We start from the raw sequence: 15,843 nt of genomic DNA, 5'->3' as shown, positions 1-15,843 counted from the left end.
AGTCATCACCGTTTCGCTTCCTGGTTCCCAATGCCGCTCCGCCTGTTCCTGACCTCCGGCGATCTCATGGCCGACCGCCGTTTCGAGTTCGCGCGCGACCTCCAGCTCAAGGGCGATCTGCCCGCCGCCGCCGACCTGTTGGAGCAGGCGATCGAGCTCGCGCCAAACTTCACCTCGGCCTGGTTCACGCTCGGCGAGATCCGCCAGCAGCTCGGCGAGCGCGATAAGGCCATCGCGGCCTTCCGTGAAGCGCGGCGATCCGACCCCGAAGACCAGCACGGTGCCGGCCTGCATCTGATGCGGCTTGGCGACGCAGAGATGGCGGAGATGCCCAAGGCCTATGTGCAGGCGCTGTTCGATCAATACGCGCCGCGCTTCGAGCACGCGCTGATCAAGGATCTCGGCTATCGCGCGCCGGCGCTGATCTTCAAGGCGGTGCTGGCCGCGCGCGTTGCGGCAAAGAAGCCGGCCTTCTTCAAGCGCACCATCGATCTCGGTTGCGGCACCGGACTCGCCGCGGCGGCCTTCGCCAAGCAGGTCGATCATTTCATCGGCATTGATCTTTCGCCCGGCATGATCAAGGAGGCGCGAGCCACCGGCCTCTATGCCGAGCTCGAGGTCGCCGACATGATCGAGGGCCTGCGTGCGAAGAGTGACGCCAGCGCAAACCTCGTCGTCGCCGCGGACGCATTCGTCTATCTCTCCGATCTCGCGCCTGTTCTCACCGAGGCCAGGCGCGTGCTCGTCTCCGGCGGCGTGCTCGCCTTCACGCTGGAGACGCATGCGGGCGATGGCATCGTGCTCGGCGACGGCCTGCGCTATGCCCACTCGGCGGAATATGTGCGCGGCGCGATCGCGAAGGCCGGACTCAAGCTGCTCACGCTCGAGCCGGCCTCGCCGCGCAACGAGAACAACGAGCCCGTGCGCGGCCTCGTCGTCGTTGCCGAGAAAACTTGAGTCTAGACGCTAGGTCACTGCAAATTAAGCGTCATTGCGCCGCAAAGCGACGACTTCCTACTTGCGATGCGCGGTGCGAAGCCAGCACAATGCGCAGCATCAGGGAGGAAAACAACAATGACGAAGAATCCATCGCGGCGCGATATCGGCGCCGCCGCGCTCGCCAGCATTGCCGCATCGGTCTTGCCCGCGCCTTACGTCCGGGCCGCCGAGAAGAAATACGATGCTGGCGCCAGCGACACCGAGATCAAGATCGGGCAGACCGTGCCGCATTCCGGTCCCGGCTCGCTCTACGGCGTGCTCGGCCGCATTGGCGAAGCTTATTTCCAGATGCTGAACGAGAAGGGCGGCATCAACGGGCGCAAGATCAAGTTCCTCACCATGGACGACGCCTACAGCGCGCCCAAATGCGTCGAGGCGACGCGGCGCCTGGTCGAGCAGGAGGAAGTGCTGGCGCTGTATGGTTCGCTCGGCACCGCGCCGCAGACCGCCGTGCACAAATACCTGAACGCGAAGGGCGTGCCGCAGCTGCTGCTCAACACCGGCGCGTCGAAATGGAATAACCCGAAAGAGTTCAAGTGGACCATGGCGGGCCTGCCGCTCTATCCGACCGAGGCGCGCATCCTGGCGCGGCACGTCGTCAGCGTGAAGCCCAACGCCAAGGTCGGCATCCTCTACCAGAACGACGATTTCGGCCGCGACTTCCTCGGGCCCTTCAAGAAGGTGCTCGCCGATGCCGGCGGCACCGCGCAGGTGATCATGGAGCAGACCTACGATCTCACCGATCCGACGGTCGATTCCCAGCTCATCAATCTCTCGAAGTCGGGCGCGGACGTCTTCTACAACATCTCGACCGGCAAGGCCTCGTCGCAATCGATCCGCAAAGTCGCCGAGCTCGGCTGGAAGCCGCTGCAGCTGTTGTCGGCGGGCTCGACCGGCCGCTCGATCCTCAATGCCGCCGGCCTCGAGAACTGCGCCGGTATCGTCGCTATCCGCTACAACAAGGAGGTCGGCCTGCCGAAATGGGAGAAGGACCCCGACGTGATGGCGTTCGAGGAGCTGCGCAAGAAGTACATCCCGACCATCGACCCCGACAACACCATCGCCTTTGCCGGCTACGGCCAGGCCGTCACCATGGGCGAGATCCTGCGCCGCTGCGGCGACGAGCTCACACGCGCCAACGTGCTGAAGCAGGCCTCCAACCTGAAGGGCTTCCACTCGCCCTATTTCCTCGACGGCGTCACCTACGATTACACGCCCGACGACTACACGCCGATGAAAACGCTCTACATCTCGATCTTCAGCGGCAAGGACTGGGACATCTCCGACAAGCCGATGTCGGAGTAGGGTGCTTCTTTCCTTCTCCCCTTGTAAGGGGAGAGGAGGAAGACGGTGTCCACGGCACGCCGCCCCTCGACGAACCCGTCCCCACGGCTTACCTGTGAGGCCGTGCCGCCCCGCATCCGCAAAATATCGGTAGAGCCCGAGACGCTGCTGCCTGACCGCTTCCAGCGATGGTTCGCGGCCCGCGGCTGGTCGCCGCGTGCGCACCAGCTCGCGCTGCTGGAAAAGGCGCGCGAGGATGCCAGCGCGCTCCTGATCGCGCCGACCGGCGCCGGCAAGACGCTGGCGGGATTTCTGCCGACGCTGGTGGAGCTGAGCTCTCCGCCGACCTCTTCTCCGGCGAAGTCCGTCGTCTCCACCGGCCGCGCCGTGCAGCGCAGCGGCGGCCTGCATACGCTCTACATCTCGCCGCTCAAGGCGCTGGCCGTCGACATCGCCCGCAACCTGGAGCGTCCCATCGCGGAGATGGGTCTGCCGATCAAGGTCGAGACCCGCACCGGCGATACGCCGGTGTCGCGGCGCCAGCGCCAGCGGCGCTATCCGCCCGACATTCTGCTGACGACGCCCGAGCAGCTCGCGCTGCTGCTGTCCTCCGACGATGCGCCCTTCCTGTTCTCGTCCTTGAAGCGCATCGTGCTCGATGAGCTGCATGCGCTGGTGACCTCCAAGCGGGGCGATCTGCTCTCGCTCGGCCTCGCGCGGCTGTGGCGGCTCGCGCCGCAAATGCGCGCGATCGGCCTGTCGGCGACCGTGGCCGAGCCGGATCAGCTCGCGCGCTTCCTGGTGCCGCAGCCCGAAGGCAAAGAGGAAGCGGCCGACATCGTCGTCGCCGGAGGCGCCGCGCCGCCACTCGTTCAGATGCTCGACACGCGCGAGCGGCTGCCCTGGGCCGGCCACAGCGCGCGGCATGCGCTCCCGGAAATCTACGAGCTGATCAAGGCGAACAAGACCACGCTGGTCTTCGTCAACACCCGCAGCCAGGCCGAGATGCTGTTCCAGAATCTCTGGAGCATGAACGACGATGGGCTCGCAATCGCCCTGCATCACGGCTCGCTCGACGTCGCGCAGCGCCGCAAGGTCGAGGACGCGATGTCGGCGGGCAGACTGCGCGGCGTGGTCTGCACCTCCTCGCTCGACCTCGGCGTCGACTGGGGCGACGTCGATCTCGTCGTCAATATCGGCGCGCCCAAGGGCTCCTCGCGCCTGATGCAGCGCATCGGCCGCGCCAATCACCGTCTCGAAGAAGCCTCGCGCGCGGTGCTGGTGCCGGCCAACCGTTTCGAGGTGCTGGAATGCCGCGTCGCCATCGACGCCATCGCCGAGAATGCGCAGGATACTCCGCCGCTTCGGACCGGTGCGCTCGATGTGCTGGCCCAGCACGTGCTCGGCTGCGCCTGCGGCGAGCCGTTTCTCGCGGATGAGCTCTATGCCGAGGTCCGCACCGCCGCGCCTTACGCCGACCTGTCGCGGCAGGATTTTGACGATGTCGTCGATTTCGTCGCCTCCGGCGGCTACGCGCTGAAGACCTATGAGCGCTTCGCCCGCATCAAGCAGGACAAGGAGGGACGCTGGCGCGTCGCCAATCCGAAAGTGCGGCAGAGCTACCGGATGAATGTCGGCACCATCGTCGAGGACGACATGCTGAAGGTGCGCCTGGTGCGCTCACGCAGCAGTGGTACCGGTTCGACCGGCGTGATCGCCCGCGGCGGCCGGTTGCTCGGCGAAATCGAGGAGGCCTTCATCGAGGGCCTCTCGCCCGGCGACACTTTCGTGTTCTCGGGCGAGGTGGTGCGCTACGAGACCCTGGTCGAGGACCAGGTCTACGTCTCGCGCGCGCACGACAGGGATCCGAAAGTGCCGTCCTACATGGGCGGCAAGTTCCCGCTTTCGACCTATCTCGCCGAGCGCGTGCGCCGCCTGCTCGATGATTCCAGCGCATGGCGCGGCTTGCCGGAGCAGGTGCGCGACTGGCTGTCGCTGCAGAAGGAAGCTTCGCGCGTACCGGCGGTGCGCGAGCTGCTGGTCGAGAGTTTTCCGCGCGCCAACAAGCATTACATCGTCTGCTATCCCTTCGAAGGCCGTCTCGCGCACCAGACCCTCGGCATGCTGCTGACGCGCCGCCTGGAGCGCGCCCGCGCCCGGCCGCTCGGCTTCGTCGCCAACGAATATGCGGTCGCGATCTGGGCGCTCGGCGATCTCTCCTTCATGATCCGCGATGGCAGGATCGACCTCAACGCGCTGTTCGACCCCGACATGCTCGGCGACGACCTCGAGGCCTGGCTTGCCGAATCCGCGCTGATGAAACGCACCTTCCGCAACTGCGCGATCATCTCCGGCCTGATCGCGCGCCGCCACACCGGCGAAGAGAAGAGCCGCCGCCAGGTGCTGTTCTCGACCGATCTCGTCTACGACGTCCTGCGCAAGCACCAGGCCGATCACGTCCTGTTGCGCGCCGCGCGCGCCGACGCTGCCACCGGCCTGCTCGACCTGCGCCGCCTCAGCGACATGCTGATGCGCATCCAGGGCCGCATCACCCATCGGGAACTCGATCACGTCTCCCCGCTCGCCGTTCCCGTGATGCTGGAAATCGGCCGCGAGTCAGTTTATGGCGAAGCTGCAGACGAGCTGTTGGCGGAAGCCGCCGACGAGCTGGTCAAGGAAGCGATGGGATAGACGCAGGTTTTGACGTGAGGGTGGGCGCGCAGGTTTCGGGGGATGACGAGGAGATGCGCGTTTCCAGGGTCAGCATCAGCGATGTGACCTTTGCGGCCGATCTCTCCGGCGCGCTGGTCTGGGAGGAGCAACGCCTGCTCGTCGTTTCCGATCTGCACCTGGAAAAAGGCTCAAGTTTTGCCACGCGCGGCGTGCTGTTGCCGCCTTACGATACCGTTGCCACGCTCGGCCGGCTCGCTGCTGTCATCTCCCGCCATAACCCACGCACCGTGATCGCGCTCGGCGACAGCTTTCACGACCGCGCCGCGCATGAGCGCCTGTCGGCGGACGATCGCGATGCCCTCGCCGCGCTCCAGAGCGGTCGCGACTGGATCTGGGTCTCGGGCAATCATGATCCCGCGCTGCCGCGCGATCTCGGCGGCACCGTCGCCGACGAAGTCGCCGTCGGCCCGGTCACCTTCCGCCACGAGCCATCAGGCGCGCGTGGCGAGATCGCCGGCCACCTCCATCCCAAGGCCCGCGTCTCCGCGCGCGGCCGCTCGATGGAGCGGCGCTGCTTCGCCAGCGACGGGTTGCGCGCCGTGATGCCGGCCTTCGGCGCCTATGCCGGCGGCCTCAGCATCCGTGATGCCGCGTTTGCAAGGATCTTTCCGACAAACGGCTTTGTCGCCCACCTGCTCGGCGACCGTCGCGTCCATGCGATCGCCGCGTCGCGGTGTTGGTGAGGCGCAGGCTTGTAGAATAGAGAGCATTGGATGCACGCTGCTTGCCACGCGCACAGCTGCGGCGGCAAGCTTGCGATGATCGCTGCAAGCTCACGCCGCCTTCGCCTGCACGTCCTCGCAGAACTCCGCGAGCCGATCCGCGAGCCGCAGCGTCGCGGGGCTGGCGCCGGGCGCGGCCATCAGCGCCACCTCGGTCTTGTTGATCGGTGCAAAGCCGTCCTTGGCGGTGAGCACGCGGTGATCTGATAGAATCGACATCTCCGACAGGATGGCGAGGCCCATGCCGGCGGCGACGGCCGCCTGGATGCCGGCGAGACTCGATGACGTATACGCGGTGTGCCAGGCGCGGCCGGCGCTCTCCAGGGCGTGAATGGCACCGGCGCGGTAGATGCAGCCCAGCGGAAAGCCGATCAGCGGCACCGACGGCGCGTCGACGTCGACAGGGTGGCTCTTGCTGGTGACCCAGTGCACCCGCTCCGGCCACACCGCAATGGCGTCCTTGGCACCGGCCTCGCGCTTGTAGAGCGCAAGGTCGAGCTCGCCGCGTTCGAGATCGCGTGCGAGATGTTTGCTCTGGTCGGCGCGCACGTCGAGCCGCAGGGTCGGATGCGAGCGCGAGAACGCGCCCAGCAGTTTCGCCAGCCGGTAGGCGGCAAAGTCCTCGGGGATGCCGAGCCGGATCGCGCCTTCGCTGTCGGGCTCGCGCAGCACGTCGCGCGCCTCTTCCGCCAGCATCAGCAGCCGCCGTGCATAGGAGAGCAGCCGCTCGCCGGCTTCGGTCGGACGCACGTCCTTGCCGTCCCGGTGCAGCAGCACCTGGCCGACATCCTCCTCCAGCCGCTTGATCTGCTGGCTGACCGTCGATTGCGTGCGGTGGACGCGCTCTCCGGCGCGGGTGAAGCCGCCGGCTTCCACCACCGAGACGAAGCTGCGCAGGAGCTCCAGATCGAGCATGGACGCTCTCCATTCATAAACCCACTGATTTCGAGTTAATCATTTAATTTCCAAATGGCAAGGCCAGTCCCTAGATCGAGGGCCCAGGAGAATGCCCTCATGTCCCTCGCCACTTCGATCCCCGCGCCTCGCAGCCGTTTCAGTACGCTTCCGCTCGCGATCGGCCTGTTCTGCCTGCTCTGGAGCTACGCCTTCGTCGCCGGCAAGATCGGCGTCACCCATTGCCCGCCGCTGATCCTGCTCGCTGCGCGCTTCTCGCTCGCGGGCATTTTGATCCTGGGCGCCACGCTGATCCGTGGCGAGTGGTCGTTGTCGTGGCGCGATGCGCTTGTCTTCGTCGTGCTCGGGATTGCCAACAACGCGCTCTATCTCGGGCTCGGCTACACCGGCCTGCAGTCGGTCTCCGCCGGCCTCGGCGGTCTGATCGTCTCGGCCAATCCGGTGTTCACCGCCGCGCTCGCGGCGCTGCTGCTTGGCGAGGGCATGACCTGGCGCAAGGCGAGCGGCCTGTTGCTCGGGATCATCGGCGTCACGGCTATCGTCTGGCACCGCCTCTCGGTCGGCACCGATAGCCTGCACGGCATCGTCTTCACGCTGGCCTCACTCGCCTCCATCGTCGCCGGCACCATCCTGTTCAAGCTGTTCGCGCCAAAGGGGAGCTTGTGGATCGGCAATGGCGTGCAGAATCTTGCCGCCGGCATCGTGTTGACGCCAGTCGCGCTCACCTTTGCCGACGTTCACGCCATCGATGTCACCCCGAGCCTGATCGGTGCCTTCGCCTTCCTCGTGCTCGGCGGCTCGATCATGGCCTACTGGCTCTGGTTTCATCTCCTGAAAGTGTGTGGCGCGACCGCGGCCAGTGCCTATCATTTCCTGATGCCGCCGCTCGGCATGCTGTTCGCCTTTATCGTGCTCGGCGAGCATGTCGAGCCGCGTGACCTGCTCGGGATCATTCCGGTGGCGCTCGGCATTTACCTGGTGACCCGCCCCTCAAAGCCCGTCGTGTAAGAGGAGTTCCTCATGCCTGTTTCCATCACCCTGATCGGCGGCCCGACCGCGCTGATCGAGATCGACGGCTTTCGCCTGCTCACCGATCCCACCTTCGATGCGCCGGGCGCCTACCAGCTGCCGCATGTGAAGCTGGAGAAGACGACCGGCCCCGCGATGAAGGCCGACGCGATCGGCCCTGTTGATGCCGTGCTGCTCAGCCACGACCAGCATTCGGACAATCTCGACAATTCCGGCCGCGACTTTGTGCTGAAAGCGCCGCGTGCACTGACGACGGAGGCCGGCGCAAAACGCCTCGGCGGCCATGTCGAGGGCCTCGCACCCTGGGCAACCGCGCATCTGAAGGACGATGACGGCAACACGCTGACGATCACCGCGACGCCGGCGCGCCACGGCCCGGCCGGCATCGAGCCGCTGTCGGGCGATGTCATCGGCTTCGTGGTGCAGTCGAGCCGCAAGGACACGCGCCCGGTCTATATCAGCGGCGACACCACCTGGTTCGACGGCGTCGCCGAAGTCGCGCGCCGCTTCAAATGCGGGGTGGTGCTGCCCTTCGCGGGCGCCGCGCAAACCCGCGGGCCGTTCCATCTCACCATGGACACCAACGACACCATCGAGACCGCGCGCGCCTTTCCCGATGCGATGATCGTGCCCGTGCACACCGAAGGCTGGGCGCATTTCCGCCAGAACGGCGAAGACCTGCGCAAGACGTTCGACGCTCTCGGTTTCGGACCGCGGCTGCGCCTGCTGGAGCCCGGCGTGGCGACGGTGATCGAGGCGCCGTGACTCCCTCTCTCGTGTCCCGGACGCGCTGCAGCGTGCAACGCTGCTGCGCAGAGCCGGGACACGAGATGGCCACGCGGTATTTGGTGAGATGGGCCCCGGCTCTGCAGCGCATCGTCGAAGAGACGCTGCGCTGCGTCCGGGGCACGAGCGCGGAACGCGGCCCTAACGCGCCGCTGACGCCGTCTTCTTCGTCGCGACCGACCTCGGCGCGGGCTTGGTGGCCGCCTGCGGGGCGCTGTCCCAGCCGCCGGCGGGCGCCGGAACGTTGACGGCGTCGTCGGGCTGCGGCTCGGCGCTGAAGGTCTGGATCGCGAGCTTGGCGGCGGCGAGCGATTGCGGGTCGAGGCGCTTGGCGACGTCGTCGCGCTTGCTCGCCGAATCCGCATCACCCTGGGCCGCGGCGAGGCTGAACCATTTGTAGGACTCGGCCAGGTTCTGCTCGACGCCGATGCCGCGGGCGTAGAGGATGCCGAGGTTGAACTGGCTGTCGGCAACGCCGCGATCGGCCGCTTTCCGGAACCACTGTGCCGCGCTCTTGTAGTTGGCGCCGCGTCCGCCGCCATCGGCATCGAGCACCGCGAGATTGTGCATCGCCTTGGCGTTGCCGCGCTCGGCGGCCTGCGTGTAGTAGCGGCGGGCGATGTCGGCGTCCTTCTTCACGCCGAGGCCCTTTTCATAGAGCGTGCCGAGACGGAAGGTCGCGGGCACCACGCCGGCCTGCGCCGCGCGGTCGTACCATTTGGCGGCTTCGTCGTAGTTCGCAGCCACGCCCTTGCCCTCGGCAAAACGCACGCCGATCTCATAGGCCGCGGTCGCATCGCCTTTCATCGCGGCGGTGCGCAGGCCCGGGCCGCCGATGCCGTCAGGCAGCCTCTCGCTCGGCGGCACCTGGACCATGCCAAGACGTGCACGGCTCGTGCCCGACAGCGCGCCGGTGACATCGCCGTTCGTAGCGGGCGAGGTTGGTGTTGCTGCGGCGGGTGCGGGCGGAATTTCGACCGAAGCCGTGCTGCCGGAGGTTCCTGCCGGCGCGGCATTGTTCAAGGACTGTTTGCCGATCGGCGTCGGCGAGGTCATCGACGGCGTGACCTGATCGGGCAGGGCGGGCTTGCTTTCGACCGGCGCCGGAGCCTGGGGCGCGGGCCGGCTCGACGTGTCCTCCATCGCCTGCGGCGCGGGCGGCGGGCTGCCGCCGTCGAGCAAATTCATCGCCATCTTGAAGGCGCCGAGCACGATCACGACCACGCTGGCGCCGACCAGCAGCGAGCGGATCTTGGATGTGATGGTGGAGCCGCCTTCCGCGGGCTTTCCTTGTCCCTGGCCCTTGGCGCGGGCCGCGATGGCGGCCTTGACGCCGCGGGCGGGCTTCTCCTGCGGCTGCGCGGCAGCAGCTTGCGCGGCGCGGCGCGCGGCCGCGATGAAGCTCGACGACGACACCGGCTCCTTCGGCGCAGTCGGGATTTCGCTGATTGCACTTTCGGACGCGGCAATGCGCTCGGACGGCGTGGCGGGACGGCCGTTCGGACGCGTGCCCGGCTCGAGCGGATGATCCGGCGGCAGCTCGGGCGCGATCGCGGCGCGCGCGGGCGCCGTGTGCGGCTCGAGGATCTCGCTGATCGCGCGCGGCGGCACCGGCGGTGGAGCTGCGGGCGCGGCGGCGTGGAATTCACGCGGGGCGGCCACGAAAGCCGAATGCGCCGCTTGCTGCGTGGCGGCCGGATTCGGCAGCTCGGGCTTGGGATCGTATTTCGGCGGTTGCGCCGGCCGTTGCTCGCGCGCCATCGGCGTCTCGATGGGAGCTGCCATTGACGTTTGCCCGGGCATGGCGGCCGGCATCGGCGCGGCCGCCGGCGGCGCGGTACGCACCGCGCGCAGATCGCCCTCGATCATGGCAAGACGATCGACGACATGACCGAGCGTGTTGTGCACGGCCTCCAGCGAATCCTGCGTGCTGCGATTGGTCTCGGCCTGGCTGAAGCGGAGGTCGGAGAGCTCGCGCTTGACGAGATCGACCATTTCCGGATCGGGAGCCGGCGCTGAACTACGGCTCTCGGCCAGCGCGGCATAGGTTGCCTGCTGGCGCTCCAGGTGCCGCAGGATATCGTGCAGCCCGTCCTCGACACGGCTAAAATTGCCGCCGCGCGAATCCGAGGTGGCCTCCAGCCGCTCCAGCAGATAGGAGACCCGCTGCTCCAGATGCGCGAAGGTCGAGACCGAATCGTTGCCGACCTGCATGCGGTCGAAACGGTCCGACAGCGCGCGGATCGCGGCTTCCAGATGCTCGGTGCTTTCGGCAGGCGCCGGCCGCTCGCGCGTTTCCAGCGCGGCGGTGAGCGCGGCAATGCGCTGCTCGAGAATGGCAAAGCTGTCGCTGTGGCCGGACGAGCGGGTGATCTGATCGACCTTGGACGACAATAGCTGCACGTCTTCGGACAGGCGAGCCAGCGCCTCGTTGGACGCGACGTTCGAGACGATGCCGCGCAGCGCCGCGATCGCGCCTTCGAGCTGGCGCACCGTCGAGGGATCGTCGTTGGCGCGCAGGATCAGGTCGAGCTTGGCGCCGAGATTGCGGATCGCCTCGTCATAACCGGTGAGCTGCTCGGCTGGCGTCAGCGTGCGCAGCACCTGCTTGATGTCGGACAGCGCGCGCTCGATACCTGACAGCACCTGGCCGTCGGTGCCGTTGGAGCGGGTCTCGTCGATGCGACGATGCAGCGAGCGGATTTCGTTCTCGATCGATTCGATCGCGCGGCGCGGCATCGCCTCGGTGATGGCGGCGCGGATCTCGGCGAGCTCGGAACGGAAGGCGTTGATCGCCTGCTCGGTGTGATCAGGGCGTTGGAGCGATTCGATCTGGCTTGTGATCTTGAGCAGATGACGTTCAAGCGACGAGAAGTCCGGCCCTGCTTGCGGTGGCGGCGGAGCATAGGCAGGCGCGGCTGGCGGCATCGGGGCAGCGTAGGGTGCTGCCGAGGGCGCGATCGACGGCGCGGCGCGTGGCGGCACCTGTCGCGGTGCGAAGCCGTCGAGCTCGCTCTGGCGCGCGGTGATCTCGGCCACCGCGACGTCGAACGAGGCGGGGCTCAGGGGAGGCGAGTTGCGATAGACTTGCGCGGCCGCGCGTTCAACCGCATCGGCCTGACGCTGGCGGGTCTCGACCGGGGCCGGTCGCGGCGGCTGAGGCTGTTGAGGTTGCTGAGCCTGAGGCTGCTGGGGGCGCGAGATCTGCGACAGGCGGGCATCGAGCCGCGAGATCGCGTCGTTGAGCTGGCGGGCAACGCCCTGCTCGCGCGAGACGTCTCTTTCACGAGAGGAGTCTTGTCTTTCACCTTGGCGCGGCGCCGCGGGCTTCGAAATCCGTTCGATCTGCTGGGTGATCGCGTCGAGCCGCTGATGGATGTCGGCAACTTCGCGGCTCTCCCGGCTCGGCATCGGCGCTGAGCGCGGATCAGGACGTTGATCCTGACGTTGAGGTTGATCCTGGCGCTGGTCGTAAGGCCCGCGAAAGTTCGGCGGCGCAGTCTCGCCGAGCGTGGAGTTCAGCCAATCGTTGAGGGACATGCCGGCACGATGCGCAGCAGCTTCGGCCCGCTCTCGGACGGATGGATCGATGCCGTCAACACTCCACGATACGCGCGAATTCATGACTCTGTCCGGTTCCGACTCCGGCGCCCCACCCGACGCCTCCAGTCTCCCCTCGCGTGCCGTTGCAAAGACAATCGGATTTGGCGCGGGTCGTCTGCCTCGAAATCAGACTTTTTCCTGTTACGGTAAATAACGGGTTAAGGAATGCGGACCGGGGACCTTAAAGTTGGTCGGCGGGAACCCTGGGGGCTTGGCGTTCGGGGACGCTAGCTAGAGCGGCACGACGTCGACATGCATGACAGCGGCGCATCCTGCGTCGATCGCGTAAAGACAACGAGCGATCGCCTCATCGAGCCCGTCCGGGTCCGTGATCCGCTCACCATGAGCACCGAACGCACGGGCGATATCGACGAACCGGCGCTGTTCGTCCTGACGTCCAGTCCGGAGCTTGGACAGAAAGGCGTCGGCCTGCTGTGCCTCTCCGTCGGGATAAACCCGTTGAACTGAGGCCTTGACGGCCTGCCAGCCGCCGTTATCGAGAACGACAGTCAAAATCGGCAGCCGATATTGTTGCGACACGGCGTACACGGCGTCCGGCGCGGAGAAGTGGAAGGCGCCGTCGCCCACGATTTGCACGATTCGCCGCGCAGGCTGGGCCAGCTTCAGTCCGAGGGCCATGCCGCCGCTGAAACCAAGCCCCCCTCCAGCCAGCCCAACATAGGTCATGGGCTTGGTGCGGCGGAGTTGCTGCTGAAGGACGGGCGCATTGCGGACGGCCTCATTGAGGACGATGTCGTCCTCGGACAGGAGCGCCTGGAGGCGCGCGAAGAGGAATCCCGGATTGATCGCGCCTGGTTCGCCCTTTTGCGCGGCCGCGGATCGTCGCTTTGCCTCGCCGGCCTCACGGATCGGCTCCCAGCCCTCGATCCGGCGACGGACCTTCGTTCGGTAGGCTTCATCGGCGCGCGCTTCGACGATCTCGAGCACCTGCTGCAGGATGATCGCCGAATCCCCCTGGATGCGCAGGTCGGTGGCAAAGCCCCACATCGGAATGTCCGCCTTGAGCGGATCGACATCGATTTGGATCCAGCGCAGCGTATCCGCGGCGTTCACGGATTGCGGCACGAAAGGTACGTCGGTATCGACCAGCAATCCCAGGTCGGCGTTGGCGATCAGCGCGGCCGGATCGCCACCGGCGAAACACGGCGAGTGCTGTGGAATGTTCATCGTGACAGGATTGAATTCGGCCACGCGAATGCCGCAGGCAAGCGCCAGGCGCTCGAGCACGGCGACGGCATCGGGATTACGTCCGAGATAGGCGGTCAGCGCGATCGGAGTCTCGGCCGCCATCAGCGCGTCAGCGACGGTGCGCGCGCGCGCCGGCTCGATCCCGCCGGCCTTCACGGAGCCATACCGCGCCGGCGGATATCCGGGCATTTGCTGCTCGTCCCGGATCTCCGCGAGGGTCTCCCGGGGCAGCATCATGTAGACCGGCCCCGGCGGATCGCTGTGCATGAACGCCGCAGCACGCGCGAGTGCCTCCTTCACCACCACGCCCGATGGAAGCGTGTATTCCCATTTCACATAGGGGCGTACGATGCTCGCCTGGTCAAAGCTGTCCTGGACGAAGTGCACATAAGTATCTCGCGATCCGGTCAGCTCGCCGTGCAACGTGAATGGGGCCCGGCCGGCAAACAACATGACCGGCAGGCGATAGCGAAACAGATTCTGGATCGCCATGCACGCATTGGCCGTGCCGGCATCGACATGGACGAACACAGCCTGGCCGCGGCCGGTCGCGAACGCGTAGCCCGCCGCCATGTGGACCGCGACCACCTCGTGCGGACACAGGACGACCTTCGGATGCCGCCGTCCCTCGCTGTCCCAGCGGGCGATCTCCTCGATCAACGGGACGTGGTCGGTCCCGAGATTGGCAAAGATGTAGTCGATCCCGAGATCGACGAGGGCCTCGAGGAAGTAGTGCGCGGTGCTGTAGGTCGGCATAGTCTATTCATCTCCGAGCTCAACACACCGCGTCCTTGCGGTCCAAACGCGCCATCAGAGGGCCGCCTGCGTCGCCGTTCCCGCCACCATGTACCAGGTCACCAGCAGCCCGCAGATCAGCGCTCCAGGCAAAGACGTGCCCGTACGCCTCCAGGTGAAGGTCGAGAGGACGGCGACGGCCGCAAGAAGCGGGATGAACTGAATGCCGATGATGGTGGATAGCGGCACGACCGGCGAGGCCGGAAACGGATTGATCAGCTTTCCGCCAAGCCACATTGCCAGATATTGGCCGCCAATCAGAACGACAAATCCAAGCGAGAGCACCAGGGCCGTCGTGACATAATGGCCGATCGCCGGCGCATCGAGGCGGCTGAAATTCGCGTGCAGCGTGCGCAGCGCGACCATGAAGAACAGCGTAAAGGGAACAAGATAGATCAGCATGATCATCAACTGCGTGGGGCTCGGCAATTTGAGTGCCACGACCCAGAAGCGAAAGTCGATCTTGAACAGAAGGTCGGCAAGCCAAACCGCCAGAACGCCGACAGCCACGGTCGCAAGTGCGATCAAGGCAGCCTGGACCGCGACACCCCCGCGGCTGGTGCGCTTCGGCACGAAGGGCAGCAGAGCCAGCGTAATCACCGTATTGAGGAGCGCCCAGACCATGACGTCTGTCGTGAAAGCCTGCGGAAGGAAACGCGATGCCGGCAGCCACGCATTTCCAAGGGCGAAGGCGGGATAGTACGTGACCGCCGGAAGCAGCGCAGAAACCCAGAACGCGACCCACCATTGCTTGCCCTTGGGCAGGACTTCCGTGGTCGCGAGCGAACGGGCAGGGCCGATCCGAAGGGGTGCAAACGCCGACCACGTCAGCAGGAGGTCGAACGCACCAAGCAGAAGCACGAAGAAGCCTATGAGGGCGATCAACGTGCCGATCTCCTTGCGGAGCCAGATCTGGTCGGTCGAGGGGAGAGGCGTGCCGCCTGTCAGCGTCTTGCCGAACCAGTCGAGGCTATCGCCTATCGCTTCGTGCGAGAAGTGATCGGCCGGGTGCGTGATCGCCGGGGTATAAAGAACCCGCGCCGTGCCTTTGCCGATGTCGCCGTAGAGTCTACCGGGCTCGACAGGTCCCGCAGCGCCGAACACGGCGGCAAGCTTTCCGGACTGAGGAACATTTTTGGCATACTCGCTGCCCCACATGATCTGGGAGAACTCGTCGTATTGCGAGAAAACCACCGCGAGGTTGCGCGGCCAGGTCGGCGTGCCTTCGGCTGCAAAGGGCTTTCCGGTCGACGAACCCTCCAGCACGAGCGATTTGTAGGCATCCGGCATCGCTGCAGCGGCGGCCAGGATTGTCCAGCCGCCCATGGAGTGCCCTTCAAGGCCGATGTTCTCCTTGTCGACATAGGGCAGGCTGCGCAGATAGGCCAGGCCGTCGGGACCGCCGAAACCGTGCGCGAAAGCAGGCGGATCACTGTAGCCATGGCCGGTCTGGTCCAAGGCAACGACCACGTAGCCGCGCCTGGCGAACTCGATCGCAAAACCGTCCTGTGTCTCGCGCGAGTTGATATAGCCGTGGACGGCGAGGATTCCGGGTGCAGGGCTTCGCTCGGTCGGATTCGGCGGAATGTAGATGAGCGCGCTCATCGTATTGCCCGCGGCGCCCTTGAAACGCACGTCTTCGATACGAATGCCATTGGTCGTCTGGGTGAAATGCGCCAGCATCCCACCCAGCAAAATGAGAACGGCTCCGACGGCAGCCATCGCCCCTTGACGCATTGAGTCCCCCCGTTTGAAACTAGAAAGCTAC

Annotated in this window: 10 protein-coding genes; 6 read left to right on the top strand and 4 right to left on the bottom strand. The window is 66.3% G+C overall.

Features of this window, described 5'->3' with window-relative positions; all coding sequences use genetic code 11:
• The first annotated feature begins 30 nt into the window (after nt 1–30).
• The 4 genes from XH88_RS13520 to pdeM all read left to right on the top strand — a co-directional run bounded on the left by XH88_RS13520 (nt 31) and on the right by pdeM (nt 5,699).
• Nucleotides 31–957: a class I SAM-dependent DNA methyltransferase gene (locus tag XH88_RS13520; RefSeq protein WP_271668782.1), complete on the top strand. Its 927-nt coding sequence runs from the start codon at nt 31–33 to the stop codon at nt 955–957.
• A 117-nt stretch (nt 958–1,074) separates the two neighbouring features.
• Nucleotides 1,075–2,304 carry an ABC transporter substrate-binding protein gene (locus XH88_RS13515; protein WP_271668781.1) on the top strand — a complete coding sequence of 410 codons (1,230 nt, stop codon included), beginning with the start codon at nt 1,075–1,077 and terminating at the stop codon, nt 2,302–2,304.
• A 102-nt stretch (nt 2,305–2,406) separates the two neighbouring features.
• Nucleotides 2,407–4,974: a ligase-associated DNA damage response DEXH box helicase gene (locus tag XH88_RS13510; RefSeq protein ID WP_271669059.1), complete on the top strand. Its 2,568-nt coding sequence runs from the start codon at nt 2,407–2,409 to the stop codon at nt 4,972–4,974.
• 53 nt (nt 4,975–5,027) lie between these two features.
• A complete protein-coding gene (pdeM, locus tag XH88_RS13505) occupies nt 5,028–5,699 on the top strand; it encodes a ligase-associated DNA damage response endonuclease PdeM (RefSeq protein ID WP_271668780.1) in 672 nt (223 codons plus the stop codon).
• A 90-nt stretch (nt 5,700–5,789) separates the two neighbouring features.
• Here pdeM and XH88_RS13500 read toward each other — a convergent pair whose 3' ends face one another.
• The gene (locus XH88_RS13500; protein WP_271668779.1) at nt 5,790–6,653 is read right to left on the bottom strand and encodes a LysR substrate-binding domain-containing protein; all 864 of its coding nucleotides are present in this window, start codon (nt 6,651–6,653) and stop codon (nt 5,790–5,792) included.
• Between the two features lie 99 nt (nt 6,654–6,752).
• Here XH88_RS13500 and XH88_RS13495 point away from each other — a divergent pair, with 99 nt between their 5' ends.
• A complete protein-coding gene (locus XH88_RS13495) occupies nt 6,753–7,661 on the top strand; it encodes a DMT family transporter (RefSeq protein WP_271668778.1) in 909 nt (302 codons plus the stop codon).
• Nucleotides 7,662–7,673: 12 nt separating this feature from the next.
• On the top strand, nt 7,674–8,447 hold the full coding sequence (locus XH88_RS13490) for an MBL fold metallo-hydrolase (RefSeq protein WP_271668777.1): 774 nt from the start codon (nt 7,674–7,676) through the stop codon (nt 8,445–8,447).
• Between the two features lie 162 nt (nt 8,448–8,609).
• On the opposite strand, the gene XH88_RS13485 is transcribed toward XH88_RS13490, so the two are convergent.
• From XH88_RS13485 to XH88_RS13475, 3 genes are all read right to left on the bottom strand, one after another.
• A complete protein-coding gene (locus XH88_RS13485; protein ID WP_271668776.1) occupies nt 8,610–12,092 on the bottom strand; it encodes a hypothetical protein in 3,483 nt (1,160 codons plus the stop codon).
• A 210-nt stretch (nt 12,093–12,302) separates the two neighbouring features.
• A complete protein-coding gene (locus tag XH88_RS13480) occupies nt 12,303–14,036 on the bottom strand; it encodes a thiamine pyrophosphate-requiring protein (protein WP_271668775.1) in 1,734 nt (577 codons plus the stop codon).
• Nucleotides 14,037–14,090: 54 nt separating this feature from the next.
• Nucleotides 14,091–15,797 carry an alpha/beta hydrolase family protein gene (locus XH88_RS13475; RefSeq protein ID WP_271668774.1) on the bottom strand — a complete coding sequence of 569 codons (1,707 nt, stop codon included), beginning with the start codon at nt 15,795–15,797 and terminating at the stop codon, nt 14,091–14,093.
• Nucleotides 15,798–15,843 lie beyond the last annotated feature (46 nt).

This window comes from Bradyrhizobium sp. CCBAU 51627, from assembly GCF_028128765.1.
Taxonomy (GTDB): Bacteria; Pseudomonadota; Alphaproteobacteria; order Rhizobiales; family Xanthobacteraceae; genus Bradyrhizobium.
Note: the sequence above shows the minus strand (reverse complement) of the source record. Positions and strands in the feature narration are given on the sequence as shown.